Origin of the sequence: Vibrio sp. HDW18 (genome assembly GCF_011306175.1) — a bacterium.
GTDB classification, from domain to species: Bacteria; Pseudomonadota; Gammaproteobacteria; order Enterobacterales; family Vibrionaceae; genus Vibrio; species Vibrio chanodichtyis.
The window spans coordinates 245,157-262,451 of record NZ_CP049913.1 but is presented as its reverse complement, the minus strand read 5'-3'; the positions used below and the strand labels follow the sequence as shown (position 1 = coordinate 262,451).

The 17,295-nt window shown below is 46.0% G+C and carries 13 protein-coding genes and 1 pseudogene; 5 read left to right on the top strand and 9 right to left on the bottom strand.

Going from position 1 to position 17,295, the window contains the following annotated elements; translation table 11 throughout:
* Positions 1–120: 120 nt before the first annotated feature.
* Positions 121–834: a 23S rRNA pseudouridine(2457) synthase RluE gene (gene rluE / locus G7083_RS01140; protein WP_166013190.1), complete on the bottom strand. Its 714-nt coding sequence runs from the start codon at positions 832–834 to the stop codon at positions 121–123.
* A gap of 323 nt (positions 835–1,157) precedes the next feature.
* On the opposite strand from rluE, the gene G7083_RS01135 reads away from it, so the two are divergent.
* Positions 1,158–3,386 carry an NADP-dependent isocitrate dehydrogenase gene (locus G7083_RS01135; protein ID WP_166013189.1) on the top strand — a complete coding sequence of 743 codons (2,229 nt, stop codon included), beginning with the start codon at positions 1,158–1,160 and terminating at the stop codon, positions 3,384–3,386.
* 115 nt (positions 3,387–3,501) lie between these two features.
* Here the strand turns inward: G7083_RS01135 and cspD are convergent, their stop codons facing one another.
* Entirely contained in the window at positions 3,502–3,723 is a 222-nt protein-coding gene (gene cspD / locus G7083_RS01130) for a cold shock domain-containing protein CspD (protein WP_166013188.1), read from the bottom strand.
* Positions 3,724–4,196: 473 nt separating this feature from the next.
* Here cspD and clpS point away from each other — a divergent pair, with 473 nt between their 5' ends.
* A complete protein-coding gene (clpS, locus tag G7083_RS01125; protein WP_166013187.1) occupies positions 4,197–4,517 on the top strand; it encodes an ATP-dependent Clp protease adapter ClpS in 321 nt (106 codons plus the stop codon).
* A gap of 35 nt (positions 4,518–4,552) precedes the next feature.
* Positions 4,553–6,820 carry an ATP-dependent Clp protease ATP-binding subunit ClpA gene (gene clpA / locus G7083_RS01120; RefSeq protein WP_166013186.1) on the top strand — a complete coding sequence of 756 codons (2,268 nt, stop codon included), beginning with the start codon at positions 4,553–4,555 and terminating at the stop codon, positions 6,818–6,820.
* Positions 6,821–6,940: 120 nt separating this feature from the next.
* Here clpA and G7083_RS01115 read toward each other — a convergent pair whose 3' ends face one another.
* Both G7083_RS01115 and G7083_RS01110 read right to left on the bottom strand, forming a co-directional pair.
* A complete protein-coding gene (locus G7083_RS01115) occupies positions 6,941–8,617 on the bottom strand; it encodes an aspartate:alanine antiporter (RefSeq protein ID WP_166013185.1) in 1,677 nt (558 codons plus the stop codon).
* Between the two features lie 201 nt (positions 8,618–8,818).
* Positions 8,819–9,082, bottom strand: a complete 264-nt coding sequence (locus G7083_RS01110; RefSeq protein ID WP_000498418.1) for a GrxA family glutaredoxin — start codon at positions 9,080–9,082, stop codon at positions 8,819–8,821.
* Positions 9,083–9,383: 301 nt separating this feature from the next.
* Between G7083_RS01110 and G7083_RS01105 the strand changes: the two are divergent.
* Positions 9,384–10,626, top strand: a pseudogene (locus G7083_RS01105) (iron-containing alcohol dehydrogenase).
* Between the two features lie 79 nt (positions 10,627–10,705).
* Here G7083_RS01105 and G7083_RS01100 read toward each other — a convergent pair.
* The 4 genes from G7083_RS01100 to G7083_RS01085 form a co-directional block, all read right to left on the bottom strand.
* The gene (locus G7083_RS01100; protein ID WP_166013183.1) at positions 10,706–11,575 is read right to left on the bottom strand and encodes a MurR/RpiR family transcriptional regulator; all 870 of its coding nucleotides are present in this window, start codon (positions 11,573–11,575) and stop codon (positions 10,706–10,708) included.
* Positions 11,576–11,886: 311 nt separating this feature from the next.
* Positions 11,887–13,533: a pyridoxal-dependent aspartate 1-decarboxylase PanP gene (panP, locus tag G7083_RS01095; RefSeq protein WP_166013182.1), complete on the bottom strand. Its 1,647-nt coding sequence runs from the start codon at positions 13,531–13,533 to the stop codon at positions 11,887–11,889.
* A 164-nt stretch (positions 13,534–13,697) separates the two neighbouring features.
* The gene (locus tag G7083_RS01090; protein ID WP_166013181.1) at positions 13,698–14,603 is read right to left on the bottom strand and encodes a lysine exporter LysO family protein; all 906 of its coding nucleotides are present in this window, start codon (positions 14,601–14,603) and stop codon (positions 13,698–13,700) included.
* A 17-nt stretch (positions 14,604–14,620) separates the two neighbouring features.
* The gene (locus G7083_RS01085) at positions 14,621–15,541 is read right to left on the bottom strand and encodes an HDOD domain-containing protein (RefSeq protein WP_166013180.1); all 921 of its coding nucleotides are present in this window, start codon (positions 15,539–15,541) and stop codon (positions 14,621–14,623) included.
* A 386-nt stretch (positions 15,542–15,927) separates the two neighbouring features.
* Here G7083_RS01085 and G7083_RS01080 point away from each other — a divergent pair, with 386 nt between their 5' ends.
* Positions 15,928–16,515 (top strand): TfoX/Sxy family DNA transformation protein, encoded by a 588-nt coding sequence (locus G7083_RS01080; RefSeq protein ID WP_166013179.1) that lies wholly within the window; start codon positions 15,928–15,930, stop codon positions 16,513–16,515.
* 79 nt (positions 16,516–16,594) lie between these two features.
* On the opposite strand, the gene G7083_RS01075 is transcribed toward G7083_RS01080, so the two are convergent.
* On the bottom strand, positions 16,595–17,143 hold the full coding sequence (locus G7083_RS01075; protein ID WP_166013178.1) for a hypothetical protein: 549 nt from the start codon (positions 17,141–17,143) through the stop codon (positions 16,595–16,597).
* Positions 17,144–17,295: the final 152 nt, after the last annotated feature.

Sequence of the window (17,295 nt, the reverse complement as noted above, 5' to 3'; positions counted from 1 at the left end):
GAGTCTATCCAACTCAACAATAACGCCCCATTAATGGGGCGTTATTCCCTTCCGACTTGAAGCTGCTGAGGTGTTGGTTGCAACGTTAAGCCGTTTGGCTATCGCGTAGAAGTTAGAGTGTTAAAGCGTCACTTCACGCCATTCACCAGGCTGTAAATCACCTAAATTCCAATCGCCCATCGAGTAACGAATCAAACGTAGGGTTGGAAAACCGATGTGCGCGGTCATGCGGCGAACTTGGCGATTACGTCCTTCGTTCAAGGTAATGGCTAACCAAGTGGTGGGGATCGCCGCGCGAAAACGTACCGGAGGATTACGCGGCCACAGTGTGGGTTCGGGGATCATTTCTACTTTGGCCGGCAAAGTCGGACCATCTTTTAAGCTCACACCGTGGCGTAAGGCCTCAAGGTCGCTCTCTTGTGGCGCGCCTTCGACTTGTACCCAATAGGTTTTGGGCGCTTTAGAGCGTGGCTGAGTTAAGCGAGCTTGTAAGATGCCATCATTGGTCAAAATGAGCAGACCTTCACTATCGCGATCCAACCGTCCTGCGGCGTAGACCTCTTTAATCGGAATATAATCCGCTAACGTGGTTCTGCCATCACCATCGGTGAATTGGCTTAAGGTATCATACGGTTTATTAAATAAAATAACCTTGCGCGCCGCCGACGTCATTGGATGCGAAGTGGAACGCGTCGTGACGGGCGGCTGGCTGGGCGTGCGCTTGCGATGAGAGCCACTGTGAGAGCGAGCCGTTTTTTGGGTTGCAGAACGCTTAAAATGCGCTTTAGTTTTGGCGGTAGCGGGCGCGGCATCACGGGAGGTGTGCGAGGGCATGTTAAGCACCTTGTAAAAATGTCGATAAAATGTATTGAAAGTTTTTCGCAGGGCACAAGTTCAGCTATCATTTGCGCGCCTGAGAAAGGTTTAGCGCACAAGATAATAGACTATTGGCCGTAATTTGTTTAATTATAAATAACCTCACTCAAGGACGAGCTCGCAAGCGGCGCAACGCGATTTAAGCAGCAGATTTGTAAGAGTGACAAGAGAGTACTTAGGAAAAGATCGTACTTAGGCGGGGGATGTTGCCCACTTAAGTGCCGACAGTTACACAGGGTCATGGCATCCCATGACGCTGTTAGAACAGATAGGGAAAGTTCATGCCAACTAATAAGCCTACCATTATTTACACCGTTACTGATGAAGCTCCAGCGCTAGCGACTTATTCATTACTACCAATTATTCAATCATTTACCGCATCATCAGGCATTAATGTTGCTACGAGAGATATTTCGTTAGCCGGCCGTATTCTGGCTAATTTTCCTGAATATTTGACAGAGACTCAGCGAGTTGGTGATGCATTAACTGAACTTGGTCAGCTCGCGCAGATGCCCGAAGCTAACATCATTAAGCTGCCTAATATTTCTGCCTCGCTGCCACAGCTCAAAGCCGCGATTAAAGAGCTGCAAGAGAAAGGCTACGCGCTACCCAATTATCCAGAAGAGCCCAGCAACTCTGCACAAGCAACGATTAAAGCAACCTATGACAAGATCAAGGGTAGTGCGGTAAACCCAGTGCTGCGTGAGGGGAATTCTGATCGCCGTGCGCCAGCATCGGTGAAAAACTACGCCAAGAAGAACCCACACTCGATGGGGGCTTGGCGTCAGGATTCGAAATCCCATGTGGCGAGCATGAGCGAGCAAGACTTCTTTGCCAGCGAGAAATCTCTGACTGTGAGCGGTGCAACTAAAGTCGCGATTGAATTGGTGGGTAAAGACGGCGCGGTGAAAGTGCTGAAAAAGCCATTTGCACTGCAAGACAAAGAGATCATTGATACCAGTGTGATGAGCAAACAAGCGCTCATTTCGTTCTTTGAAAAAGAGATCGCGGATGCCAAAGCACAAGATGTGCTGTTTTCATTGCATATGAAAGCGACCATGATGAAAGTCTCGGATCCGGTGATCTTCGGCTATGCGGTGAAGGTGTACTACAAAGCGGTTTTTGATCAATATGGCCCGCTGTTTGAGCAGCTGGGGGTTGATGTTAACAACGGGTTAGGTGATGTGTACGCAAAAATTCAATCGTTGCCAGCAGCGCAACGCGCAGAGATTGAAGCGGCGATTCAAGCGGTGTACGCCACACAACCGGCGCTTGCGATGGTCGATTCAGACCGTGGTATCACTAACCTGCATGTACCCAGTGATGTGATTGTGGATGCCTCAATGCCAGCGATGATCCGCACTTCTGGGCAAATGTGGGGTCCCGATGGTAAGCCAAAAGATACTAAAGCGACCATTCCTGATCGTTGCTACGCGGGTGTTTACCAAACCGTGATTGATTTTTGTAAACAACACGGTGCGTTTGACCCAGCCACGATGGGCAGTGTGCCCAATGTTGGTTTGATGGCACAACAAGCGGAAGAGTATGGCTCACACGATAAGACCTTTATTATTGAGGCTGAAGGTGTGGTGCGTGTGATTGACCAAGCGGGTAAAGTGCTGTTGGAACAATCCGTAGCAGCGGGCGATATCTTCCGCATGTGTCAGGTCAAAGATGCGCCAATCCAAGACTGGGTGAAACTGGCGGTAACTCGTGCTCGCGCGTCAAATACTCCCGCAGTTTTCTGGCTTGATCCGGCGCGAGCACATGATGTGCAATTGATCAAAAAAGTGCAGCAATATCTGCCCAATCACGATACCACAGGTTTGCAAATCAAGATCCTCTCGCCCGTTGAAGCAACTCAATACTCACTGCAGCGAATCAAGGCCGGACAAGATACTATTTCGGTGACGGGGAACGTGCTGCGTGATTATCTCACCGATCTGTTTCCGATCCTTGAACTTGGCACGTCGGCAAAAATGTTATCGATAGTGCCACTGATGAATGGTGGTGGATTGTTTGAGACTGGTGCGGGTGGTTCGGCTCCGAAGCATGTTCAGCAAGTCCAAAAAGAGAACTATCTACGTTGGGACTCGCTCGGCGAATTTTTAGCGTTAGCGGCATCGTTGGAGCATTTGAGCGTGGTGACCGGCAATCGTAAAGCACAAGTGCTGGCAGAGACACTCGATAAAGCCACTGGCAAGTTCCTGGATATGGATAAATCACCGGCACGGCGTGTGGGTCAAATCGATAACCGTGGTAGTCATTTTTATCTGGCAACCTATTGGGCACAAGCGCTGGCAGAGCAGCAACAGGATGCAGAATTAGCCGCAGAGTTTGCACCTATCGCCAAGCAATTGTTTGAACAAGAGGCTAAAATCGTGGCCGAGCTGAATGGTGTGCAAGGCAAGCCTGGTGATCTTGGCGGCTATTATGCCCCTGAGTTTAGCCAAGCTGCAGCGTTGATGCGCCCAAGTGCCACTTTCAACGCGATAATTGATCGCAAGTGATGGCGACATGGTACCAAGCTCTCTTTAAACCAAACCCGCCAAGATTGGCGGGTTTGTCTTATGATTAAATGGTTATTGCCGCTTTGCGTATTGCAAACCGTGGTGCTGATTATCGCTATTTGGTCGCTTGGCCTTCAACTGGCATCACGCAACTGGCGTGGTACCCCTTCGGACCTTGTTCCACTTGATAAGAAACTTGTTGACCGGCTTTGAGTGTACGGTATCCGTCCATTTGAATGGTTGAGTAATGAGCGAAAATATCTCCGTCTTCACCTTCTGGGCAAATAAAACCGAAGCCTTTGGCATTATTGAACCATTTTACTGTACCTGTCGCCATGCTATACATCCCTCATGCATTATCTAACTGATGTTGAAAAGAAAACCCATGTTGTCATGTGACGTTGGTGAGTTCTCAAAGTGAATAGCGATTCAGCCGATGCTGAAACTTAGTCACTAATTGACCAATTTAGACGATGATAGAGCGCAGTCAATAGCATAAACGTATAAAAAGCACACAGTTTGATATGGGAGCTCAATTTTTTAAGGGTAAGTTATATAAATTTGTCATTTACCACGGATGCCAAGCATGTTTATCCAATTGATATCGGTGATGGGAAATTAAGCAGTCGCCCTTGTGCAGATCACCATTCGCTATGTTTTATTTGCAGCGTTACCATTGCTAGATTAGTCTCTAAAGAAGAGCTGAAATTCACTGCAGAGGGTTAAGATCATGTTCAGTGTTAAACTGACTTAGCTTAGCGCACTTCAGTGTGAAATTGTCGGTGAGCAGTCCTAATATATTGAATGATCATGAGTAAAAATTTTGAATGGGTCTCTCCAGACTTTGATTTACTGGAGCAAGAAAAAACGGCCATCAAGCCGCCATCTATGTATCACGTAGTATTAAACAACGATGACTACACGCCGATGGACTTTGTAATTGAAATACTTGAGCGGTTTTTCGGCATGGATATCGATCGGGCGACGCAAATCATGCTGCAAGTGCATTACCAGGGGAAAGCCATCTGTGGCACATTTACTGCGGAAGTGGCAGAGACCAAAGTGGCTCAACTTACTCTATATGCAAGAGAAAATGAGCACCCGCTCTTATGCACGATGGAGCAAGCTTAAGCTTGTGTTTTGTGATTGTGGGTTAAGGAGGCTGTATGCTTAACAAAGAATTAGAGTCGAGTCTGAACAGCGCGTTTGCTCGGGCTCGCAATAAAAGACATGAATTTATGACCGTTGAGCACCTCCTACTGGCATTGTTGGAAAATGATGCTGCGCGAGAGGCCCTGCTAGCGTGTCAGGCTGATATTGACATCTTACGCCGCGAGTTGGATACCTTTATTGATCAAACCACACCGTTGATCCCTAAAAATGATGAGACTCGTGAAACACAACCGACCTTAAGTTTCCAACGTGTATTACAACGGGCGGTATTTCATGTCCAATCTTCCGGGCGCAGTGAAGTGACCGGCGCTAATGTCTTGGTCGCAATTTTTAGTGAACAAGAGTCACATGCAGCGTATTTACTGAAAAAAAATGACATTAGCCGCTTGGATATTGTCAATTTTATCTCTCATGGTATAAGCAAAGCCTCGAACCATAACGAAGATTCTTCTGGGGATTCGGTTGGCAGTGACAGTTCAGAAGAACTCAGTGCGCATGAACGTTTGGAGAGCTTTGCGACCAATCTTAATCTATTAGCTAAACAAGGTCAGATTGATCCGCTGATTGGGCGAGATCAAGAGCTGGAACGTACCATTCAAGTCCTATGCCGTCGCCGTAAAAATAACCCATTATTGGTTGGTGAAGCTGGGGTGGGAAAAACCGCGATAGCCGAAGGTCTGGCATGGCGCATTGTTGAAGGTAATGTACCGGAAGTGATCCAACACAGCGTGATTTACTCGCTCGATATTGGCTCGCTGCTCGCAGGAACTAAATATCGTGGCGATTTTGAGAAACGCTTTAAATCGATCCTTAAACAGCTTGAAAAAGAGCAAGATGCGATCCTGTTTATCGATGAAATTCATACTATTATTGGCGCGGGGGCGGCGTCTGGTGGTCAAGTGGATGCCGCCAATCTAATCAAGCCTCTGCTCAGTAGCGGTAAGTTGCGTTGTATCGGCTCAACTACCTATCAAGAGTACAATAATATTTTTGACAAAGAGCGTGCTCTTTCGCGCCGCTTCCAAAAAATCGATGTGATCGAGCCTTCACTGGATGACACGACTAAAATTTTGATGGGCTTGAAAAGCAAATATGAAGCTCACCATGATGTTCGTTACACCAACAAAGCGTTACGTGCTGCGGTTGAGCTTTCCGCTAAATACATTAATGAACGCCATCTGCCGGATAAAGCGATTGACGTAATTGATGAAGCGGGAGCTCGTGCGCGTTTAATGCCGGCCAGTCGGCGTAAGAAGACGATCGGTGTGACTGATATTGAGACTATGGTCGCGAAAATGGCGCGGATCCCGGAAAAATCGGTTTCCTCTTCTGATAAAGATATCCTCAAACATCTTGATCAAAGAATGAAGATGTTGGTGTTTGGCCAAGATACTGCGATTGATGTATTGACCGAGGCGATTAAATTGACTCGCGCCGGTTTAGGTGCAGAACATAAGCCGGTCGGTTCATTCCTATTTGCCGGTCCTACAGGGGTGGGCAAAACCGAAGTCACATTGCAGCTTTCTAAAGTGCTCGGAATTGAGTTGCTGCGGTTTGATATGTCGGAGTATGGTGAACGCCATTCGGTGAGTCGTTTGATTGGTGCGCCTCCTGGCTATGTTGGTTATGACCAAGGTGGTTTGCTGACCGATGCGGTGATTAAGCATCCTCATTCGGTCGTGTTACTCGATGAAATCGAAAAAGCTCACCCCGATATTTTTAATTTGTTATTGCAAGTTATGGATAACGGCACGCTGACCGATAACAATGGCCGTAAGGCGGATTTCCGTAATGTAATTTTAGTGATGACCACGAACGCTGGGGTGGCGGAAACGGTCAAAAAATCAATTGGTTTGATCCAGCAAGATAATAGCCATGATGCGATGGCGGAAATCAAAAAGGTTTTCACCCCTGAGTTTCGTAATCGACTGGATCACATCATCTGGTTTAATCGTCTTGATGAGCGAGTGATCCATCAAGTGGTCGATAAGTTTATCGTGGAGCTGCAAGCCCAGTTAGATGGACGGGGTGTTTCTCTAGAAGTTGCAGAAGATGCGCGTCACTGGTTAGCCAACAAAGGCTATGATCGTGAGATGGGTGCACGTCCTATGGCGCGAGTGATCCAAGAGCAACTGAAAAAACCATTGGCCAATGAGTTATTGTTTGGCTGCTTAGTTGATGGTGGTACCGTTAAAGTCACCTTGAGTAGTGAGCGGTTATCGTTCGAATATTTCGCCACTCGTAAAGAAGTTGTTCACTAACCCAATCAACGAGCTCACGCAATAGCATACGCAATCAATAGTAAAAAGGCACCGTAAGGTGCCTTTTTAATCATGCAATCGGGTTAATAACGCGATCGCAGTGCTGAATATGCTTGGTATTTAGTTGAGCAAGATAAAAATTGTCCCGGTTAGGGTCATTAAAATGTTGGCGATGGCGTAGGTTCCTGCATAACCGAGTGCCGGAATGGTTGATTTGGCATATTCATTGACAATATCCATGGCTGGTGCACAAGTGCGAGCTCCAATAATAGCACCAAACAGTAAAGCTCGGTTCATCTTTAGCAGGTAAGCCCCGACTAAATAAGCAAACACTACTGGTACGACGCTGACTAAGAATGCCAGACCAATCACTTGTACCCCGACCTCAGAAAGGTGTTGGAACATTTTGCTGCCCGCACTGAGGCCAATTCCGACCATAAAAATCGCTAAACCTAAGTCTTTGACCATATTGAGTGCCCCTTGTGGTACATAACCAAAGGTCGGGTGGTTGGCGCGCAAAAAGCCCAAGGTGATACCAGACAGCAACAGTCCTACCGCATTACCTAGGCTGAAAGAGACTTGGCCGAAGGTCATCGTGATCAATCCGAACAGAATGCCCAGAATAAAAAAGCTACAAAAAGCAATGAGATCCGCCATTTGGCTATGGACGGAAATAAAGCCGATCTTATCGGCGAGTCCTCGGACTTTACTTTTTTCGCCACTGACCTGCAGCACATCACCTTTGGCGAGCACAATATCAAGATCCATCGGCATTTCAATTTGTGCCCGTACCACTCGGTTGAGGAAACAGCCATATTCAGAAAGGTTCAGATCGGAGAGCCGCTTACCGGCGATACTGTCACTTTTTACCACGATCTCCTCTTCCGAGATACGCAGGTCGAGTAGGTTACGGTCAAAGACCTCTTTACCGTTACGAAAGCTAGGATCGAGTCGTGCGTGGCTATCAGGGAAACCTACCAGTGCAATTTCATCGCCTTCTTGCAAAATTGCATCACCATCGGGGTGGGCTAAAATGCCGTGACGACGAATGCGCTCAATATAACAACCGGTTTGACGATAGATGCCTAATTCACGCAAGTTACGTCCATCAATCCAATCGATCAGCTCTGGCCCGACTCGATAAGCGCGAATAATCGGTAGATAGACTTTACGTTGGCTGCCAAGACCGCGCTCTTGAGCAATTTGCTGAGCAGAATCAGAGAGGTTTTGTTTTTGTAATTTAGGCAGCAGCTTAGCAAACATGATCATACTGATCAGACCAATTAAATACGCCATCGCATAGCCGACCGAGACATTATCCAGCACCAACGAGAGATCCATCTGTCGTGGCACGGAGGCCAACCCTGAATTTAAAGCATCTTGTGCACCAACTAGCACAGGGGTTGACGTTAGCGCACCGGCCATCATACCCGCCGCTAGCCCGTAGCCAAGGTTGAGATAATAGCCACCAAAATAGGCAATCGATGTGGCGGTGATCAACACCACCAAACTTAGGATTAGGTAGTGCTTACCATCACGAAAGAAAATGCCAAAGAAATTGGGGCCGGCTTCAATACCGACACAGTAGATAAAGAGCATAAAACCGATGGTTAATGCCTCAGGCGTAAAGGCAAAACCAAGGTGGCCCATGATCAAGGAGGTGATCAATACGCCGATGGAATTGCCCAATTGAAAACTTCCAAAACGGATTTTTCCGAACGAGAGACCAATCGCCAAGACCACAAAAATCAGCAAAATAGGATTTTGCTCTAGCAATAAAACGACATCGATGTTCACGATTTAACTCAATTTACGTGTGGCAAGAGAGGAAAGAATAAAATTGGGGGAATTGTAGCTGAATAATATAAAAAGATAAGTGAATTTTTGCATTTATGGGTCGGAATCACTATCTAATCGCTAAAAATAAGACAGAGATTTTGTGTGCTCCGGTTAATAAAAAGCCTGCAAATGAGCAGGCTTATCAGCAACTAGATTAGCTTAATCAAACAGGCCGAGATTTTCTTTCGCGTAAGCTTCAAAATCGGTGCAACCACCAATGTGTTGCTCATCAATGAAGATTTGTGGAACGGTTTCTACTGGTTTACCAATGGTTTTTTCCAAATCTGCTTTGGTAATACCTTCGGCGTGAATATCAACATAACGGTAGTTAAAATCATCACGCTTTGCTTTGAGCGTTTCAGCATGTTCTTTAGCGCGAACACAGTAAGGACAACCAGGACGACCAAAAATGACCACAAACATAACTTTCTCCCTCATTTTATTTGCGCGTACTATGCCCGATCCGATGTGGGAAATAAAGTGTGTTTTTTCTCTTTATTCAATAGGTAAAAACGATGAAATGGCCAGTCATTGGCCTTGCTATTGGATTTTTTGCTCGCAATTATAATGGAATAGATTGAAACGACTATATTTAGGTGTGAGATGGTGCAATAAGCCTTGGTTTTTTGTGGTTAATTTTGGCAAGTTGTACTGGGTCAAACAAATTTAGCCACTTTGCGGGCAAGCTAGTGGTTGATGATGTATCAGAGAGCTTGGAGGCTGCATGTTTCAATTTATGACCGCGACACGGATCATTTTCGGTGAAGGGTCGTTAGACAACGCTCTGTCGATCATTAGTCAGTATGGCTACAGTGTGCTACTCATTTCAGGCAAAACCCCTCAACGTTATACACCGGTTGTGGCCTATTTACAGCAGCAAAAACTGCGTTATCAGCATGTACAGGTAACGGGTGAACCGAATATCACTATGGTGGAAGAGACGGCGCTGCTAGGTCGCCGTTTTAATCCAGATATGGTAGTTGCGATTGGCGGTGGTAGTGTGCTGGATATGGGGAAAGCGGTTGCTGCGGTAATTCCTAACCAAGGCAATGTGTATGATTATGTGGAGGTGGTGGGACGCAGTGTTCCGCTCAAAGCTAAGCCGCTGCCTTTTATTGCGATACCTACCACTGCCAGCTCTGGCTCTGAGGTGACGCGCAATGCAGTACTCCGATCGGCGCAGGATCGGGTTAAAGTCAGTTTACGCAGTCCGGAGATGTTAGCCGATGTGGCGATTATCGATCCCACGTTGACTTATGGGGCTGATCGGCTGATTTCAGGGCGCGGAGCATTGGATGCCTTTACCCATGTGATGGAAGCTTATGTATGTGGTCAGTCTAATCCGTTGACCGATATGATTTGTGAAGAAGGGCTGCGTCGCTTAAGTCGCTCGATAATTCCAGCATGTCTGCGGGATGATAAAAAGGCGCGCAGTGATTTATCTTTTGCTGCCATGTTAGGTGGCATGGCTTCTACCAATGCCAAATTAGGCGCAGCGCATGGGCTAGCCGCAGCGTTAGGGGGGAAATTAGAGGCTCCCCATAGCGTGATCACTGCACGGTTAGCACCGATTGTGATGCGTGAAAATATTCAAGTTGCCCGAGAGGCTGGGCGCAGTGATATTTTGCAACGCTATCAAACCATTTCGCGTATTTTAACCGGGCGTAAAAATGCCGGAGTCGAAGATAGTATTTTGTGGGTTAATATGATGCTAGAAAAATTGAGCATCCCCAATTTGACCGATTTTGGCGTATGCACCACCTCATTTGAACGGGTGGCGACGGATGCGCTCAAATCGACCTCCATTAAAGGCAATCCAATGCCACTTACCGTGCAACGCTTGACGCATATTCTGCAGCAAGTGTGTGCTTGTTATCCGCAGGATTTGCCAGTGACTCAGGCGGTCGGCACTGCAAAAATATCCCATTTGTTGCAGCAAGAATAACCGTTTGAGTGGGTGGAATTGATGGGTAAGTGAATGATTCGGGAGTCCAATACTTGATACGACAACGGAGCCATTGGGCTCCGTTGTAATACCTCTCGCCATTAATGACTTGGGTTAAAGTAAGGTGGCAATTTATCGTAGCGCGAGTCTTTTAACACTTCTTTGACCCGCTTAAGATTTTCTCGAAAACCGGAACCTCGGCGTAGGGTGAAACCGGTGGCTAATACATCAATTACGGTCATTTGAACCACGCGGCTTGCCATTGGCATGTACACGTCTGTGTCTTCCGGAACATCCAAGCAAATCGATAATGAACTGGCTTGGTCGAGTGGTGAATCTTTCGCGGTAATAGCAATCACCGTTGCACCATTTTCACGCGCCAGATTAGCAATTTCAACTTGGCTTTTGGTGCGCCCGGTATGTGAAATCAGCACAATCACATCGTTATCGGTGCAGTTAATACAACTCATGCGTTGCATCACGATATCTTCAAAACAGCTAATTGGGATATTAAAGCGGATGAATTTATTTTGAGCATCGCGTGCGACAGCGGAGGAAGCCCCCAAACCAAAAAAAGAGATACGTTTGGCTTGAGTTAACAGGTCAACCGCACGATTAATTTGGAGCGGATCGAGACTATTTTTGGCGACATCGAGACATGCCATGGTCGACTCGAAAATCTTGTGTGTATAAGCGTCTGGGCCATCATCTTCTTCTACATTACGGTTCACATAGGGTGTACCGTTGGCTAGGCTCTGGGCTAAATGCAATTTAAAGTCCGGAAAACCTTTGGTATCTAAGCGGCGGCAAAAACGGTTGACGGTGGGTTCACTGACGTCTGCCATTTTCGCTAACGTAGCGATGCTGGAATGAATCGCCGTTTGTGGTGATGCCATAATCACTTCAGCAACCTTACGCTCCGACTTGCTGAAATTTTCCAGATTTTTTTGAATTTTTTCTAATGTATTCATAGTGTTCACGCAGGCTAGAGCACAACTCGTCGGTTAGGGTGTGGCTGGAAACAACCGGTGATAAATCAATGGTTTCCATATGGTTAACCCACCAACGCCAATTGCCAGAGTATAAACCCAAGCGCCACAGAACCAGAAATGAAACTCTCATTAAGACAGTAAGAATATGACCCGCCTCAATTAAATTTTATAAAAACTACACATTTGATGGCCAGCTTCCGTCATATTGGCCATTTCTTGGCGCTGATTGCCCCAAGAGTGACCACAATCTGAAAGTTTATTTCGGTTTTTAGTCACTCTTGGTCAGGATGTTAGTGGTTGACAATGCGTGCCGCCAGCTCGGTAAGTTGTTGCATTAACTTCGGTGCTTGTTGGGCAATTTCGCGCTGTTCCTCTAATACACTATGTAAAATTTCTTGAGTAGTCAGCGGGTTGGCGAGTACCACTCGAAATACGATTGTCGCCAGTTTATCCCATTGATGTGGATTTAACTGAGTTCTGGATACGAATGACTTGCCGGTTTCGCGTTGTTTTTTCTGAATAAATTTAGTGAGTTCATTAATTAATTCATTCAGTTGTGCCCGTTGTGCCCCTTGTGATTGGGTAAGCGCACTCCGTACCTGTGCTGGAACATAGCGGTAAGTTAATAGGCACAATTCTGGTTGAGACACCAACTCAAAATCGGCTTGTGCCTCAATTAAATCAGCAAAATAGCGCGCTTTTTGTATGCTTTGATCGATTAAGAGCTCAAACCCCGGGCGGCTAATAATGTGCATGCTAGCGTAGACCAGCATGGCCATTCCCGAGCGAGAGCCCTCTAAGGTATGGCTACCCAAGTCTTTCGAACCTTGCCGCAAAATGTACTGCGCATGGTGCTCAATTGAACGCATGGCATGCTGATCTTTAAATAACACCATGCCTGCGCCCATCGGAATATAGAGCTGTTTATGCGCATCAATAGTAACCGAATCGGCCAGTTCAATCCCATCTAACAGAGCTCGGTAGCGATGGGACATTAACGTTGCTCCACCCCAAGCCGCATCAATATGGAAATGGATCTGCTCTTGTTGGCAAATTTGGGCAATCGCTCGCAGTGGATCAATACTGCCAGTTTCCGTGCTGCCAGCAACACCGACCACCGCAAAGACTTTTATGTTACGTGTGCGCAGTTCGGCAAGTTTGTGCTGTAAATCGAGTGGACAGATCCGGTTATTAGCATCGGTTTTCACCGCTACCAGCCCTTCTTGACCAATCCCAAGTACATCGGCGGCTTTCTTCAATGAATAGTGGCCACGCTCGGAAACCAAAATGGCTAAACCTTGATAGCCATAGTGCTGCATCGCTTTAAATAGGCCGGCTTTTTCAACCCCAGGGAAATCGCCATTGGCTTTGAGTGCATTATTACGCGCTACCCAAAGCGCGGTAATATTGGCAATGGTTCCACCTGAACAAAATGCACCGAGCGAGTGCTGGGCACTGTGCATCCATTGCTGATAAAAATGGTCGCTTTGCCCGTAAATCAAACGATGGATCATGCCTAACACTTGCCGCTCTAAGGGCGTAAAAGCTTTAGACGTTTCAATTTTGACCAGATTTTGGTTGAGTGCGATCATGATTTTTGACAGCGGCATCAAGAAATAGGGCAGTGCCGAGGTCATATGACCGATAAAACTTGGTGAAGCGGTGTGCACGGAGTGCGATACCAAGCGATCGAGTAAATGTTGGGTATGATCGGAAACAAATTGCGGCTGCTCAGGAATGCATGGGTTAGAAAAATCTTTCTCAATCTCTTTGAGCGGTTTTTCTTCAGCGACAATGTGTCTGCGCAAGAAATCGTTTAAGTTGCGCGATAGCTCTTCATCAATTTGGGTTAATGTCGAATCTGGACCTTCAGGCACGGTGAAGATCTTGAGCAGGGAATCGAAGTTGACTTGCGCAGTTTTTTGTTCTGATACCATACAGCGTCGTGGATATTTGAGTTGATGAGCATTAGGCGCGACAATTTAATTCAAAATGGCGACAATGTCCCGTCTTAATTCGGAACGCCTTGATTGCATGGATGTTGGGTGACCGCAAAAAAGTGTCAACCATATACCAATCTAATCCAATCCAATCTTACGCTTTAGTTGGCAAGAGAGACAAAAAATAAGATCAAAATCGGCACTAACAGACTCAGAATAAATCCACTCACAATCGCTACCGGGACACATTTTACCCCGCCAGTGGTCTGAATCACCGGTAAGGTAAAATCCATCGCTGTGGCACCCGCATAGCCAATCGCGGTGCATGGTGTACGGCGGATCAGCATTGGGATCAACACCAGAGCGACCAATTCACGCAATAGTTCAATCATAAACGATGCGCCACCTAAAACAGGGCCGAATGCGTCGCCGACCAGAATGCCAGCTAACGAATACCAACCAAAACCGGAAGCCATTGCTAGTGCTTGATAGAGTGGCATATCGAGCAGCCAGGCGGCGAGTACGCCACCTAACCAACTGGTGGCGACGATGACCACAGCGATGATCATGCCATGTTTATTGAGCAGGATCTGTTTTAATGACAAGCCACTATTGCGCAGTTGAATACCAATAAAAAACAGCAGCAGAAATAAAATCCAACTGCTAGCTGATTCTACCCACGCTAGATTTTGATTAAGTAAAATACCGATTACTAGTCCTGCGCCAACCACCAAAATCAGTTTGGCTGACTCTAACATCATGCTTGAAAGCGATAGTTTAGTGTGGTTGGTGTCGGTACGCAGTGGCAAATAGCGATCAATCACAGGTAGCGCCAGTAAATTACATGCGCCTAGTATCACGAAAAAGACCGCACTATATTTAACGATAGTTTGTAGATTGGCTTGCAGGTTATCCAACCCTGCCAAACTTAAGCCCATTAAAAATAGGATCACATATACCAGATGTGAAGTCGCGCGGCTCAACCAATGCAGGTGTAATGGGTTATGGAGGGTAACCAGATAACCGACCAGTAGTGGTGTAAAAATAAACATCATCCCTGACAGCATAATTTCCTCACTGTGTTTCAGATACCGCTGGCACTGATCACATCACTTAACTTATGTTTAAATTCCATCTCACTCAGATTGCTGAGTTGGTAAAGCACTTCTGCGCCTTCCGCGTTGATTTCAACCTCGTGTTCATCCAGCGCTTCGTCTTGTTTTCTAAAGAGCAGCAGATGATGTGCGATACGTGCCAGATCGAGATAACTCACTTCAGGTCGGGCGCTGATTAATTCACTATTGCATGACACTTCTAAAAAGTCGCTATCAAATCCCCAATGTTGCAAGACTAACTGACTGATCGGTGAACATTGTGATTGAAAAATCTGCAGTGCAATGTTCGGGTCGAGATAATGACCATTTTGCAGATACAGATGGTACTCATTGACTAGACAGAATAGACCAATATCCGCCAATAAACCGACCAATAGCGCCTTTTCTAACTCAAGATAGTGATATTTTTTTGGATCAATTGATTTGAATGTTTGTGCCACCAATAACATGGTCGCCCCCAGTTCACGCGATGCCATGGCACTTTTGACCAAGATAGAGTGGCACTCTTTACTCAGATTGACCAAATGCTTGAGCTGCTCGATGGCTTGCGCGGTGACAATATCACGTACCCGTAAAATGCCCAGCCGAGAAACGGCAGTCACAATCTCATGGCAGGTAATGTTACGTCGATTAAAGACCACTGAGTTGGCGATTCGAATGACCGTAGCCGACAGGCCCGGATCTTCAATCAAACAATCGGCTACATCGGAGATCGAGGTTGACTCAACCAAACACAGCCGTTGTATTTTTAGTACCACATCTGAAATCGGGGGAAGGGTGATTTTCCCAGTACTAATCGAAAGCTCGACCAATTGTGTAAATTCAGTTTCCAAGCTATGGATGAGTTGATGTTTTGTTTCTGGTAGCCAGTAAAAAGATAGGTGACTCATAAAATACACGATCAAGCAAAGTGAGCTGCATTTTTACTATCGCTAAACCAAATAAGCAAACAGTTCCAAGTTTTTTACGCCTCGAATAACTTTGGTTTGAATTAGGGCTAAATAGTATTGATTGCCTGAATGCTTTCGGTTTAATTGACGGCGTCAACAAAAAATTGACACTGTGATACTGATCTCATAATGTGCTCAGATCAAATTGCATCAGTGTGAGATAAGTCCGGACTTATTTTGCTTCGTTAACTATCATTGTCTGCATAAAAAAAAGCGAGCTAATACTAAAGATCGAATAGACTTGCTAAGAAATTCATATTTTCGCTTTATTGCTGCTATCTGGTGATCTTCCTTAATCGGGGAATATGATTAAAGGATCAATGGATATGAATGAGCAACAGTTTTTAAATTACATAACTAAGTTTGGTGCATATCAAAGACGTTCGATGTTTGGTGGTATTGGATTATTTCAGCACGATGCGATGTACGTGTTGGTCAGTGAAGAACGTATTTTTATCCGTGGTTGCGAGGAGTTAGACCCAGAACTGATTGATTTAGGTTGTGAAAAATATCGCCATGTCAAAAAACAGACTACGGCGACGGTGAATTATTATGATATTACCGATCTCTATGAGCAAAATTACCCAGAGTTAGATTCGATCATCGAGCGCTCTATTCAATTTTCGGTGGTCCAGCGTGAGTTTCAACGTTCAGTCGCTAGCCGCCGGCTACGTGATTTACCCAATATGCAACTCACCTTAGAACGTATGGTAAAAAAAGCCGGTATCGATGATGTTGAAACCTTTATCAAGTTAGGTGCACCAGCGGTGTTTAATAAAGTGCGCCAGGCTTATGGCAGTGATGTTGATGTGAAGTTGTTGTGGAAGTTTGCCGGTGCGATTGAGAGTATTCATTGGAAATTGCTGCAAGAGCCACGTAAGCGTCAGTTGTTGGAAAGTTGCCAGCTACGGTAAGGCATGCGACACCATTAACGAGATAAAAAATAAGCCGGATGATTCCGGCTTATTTTTATGTTTACCATTCAGTCACTGTTTAAAAATTAAAGCGAGCAGTAAACATCACCTGATCGTTATAAAAATCGTTAAAGCGCGCTTCGGCTCCGAGTGCAAACAGTTCGGTGGCATGGAAGCGAGCATACACTGAGCCTAACCAGTCGTCATTATTATCAATCGAGACATAACCTGCTTTGCCACCCACTTCGAGTTGTGGACCTAACCATTGGCGAATACCGATATTCAGTTCCATTCCGGTATCAGCGCTAGAGCGTTTACGATCATCAACTAAGCGAAATAACATTTCACCAGTCAAATCAGCCCAGTTGTTGACTGGAGCGTGGAAGCCCAGTCCTGCAGCAAGGTCGAAATCACTTTCAAACTCTGAGTCGATCCGAGCAATTGCGTGCGCATTGGGATGAATAGAGCGGCTCATCGCAGCACCAAAAGTCATAGGGCTAGCGCCGATACGTGCTTCTAGGTAGTCATAACTAAAGTTACTCATTACTGCGCGGTTATCACGCTCACCTTGAGCTACCGCTGAACCTGCGCCAAGAAGTAGTGCAGTTACCAGGATTGTTTTACGCATAATTAAGATAAACCTATCTCTTCAGATTAATTCCAAGGCCGCAGCTGACAAAAATAGGCAGCGGCTGAAGCCATACATCGGCTCCGGGTTCATGGTTTGACATCATAAAGCATTGATGTATCAAGCTACTATCAAAAAATGTCAGAGTTTTG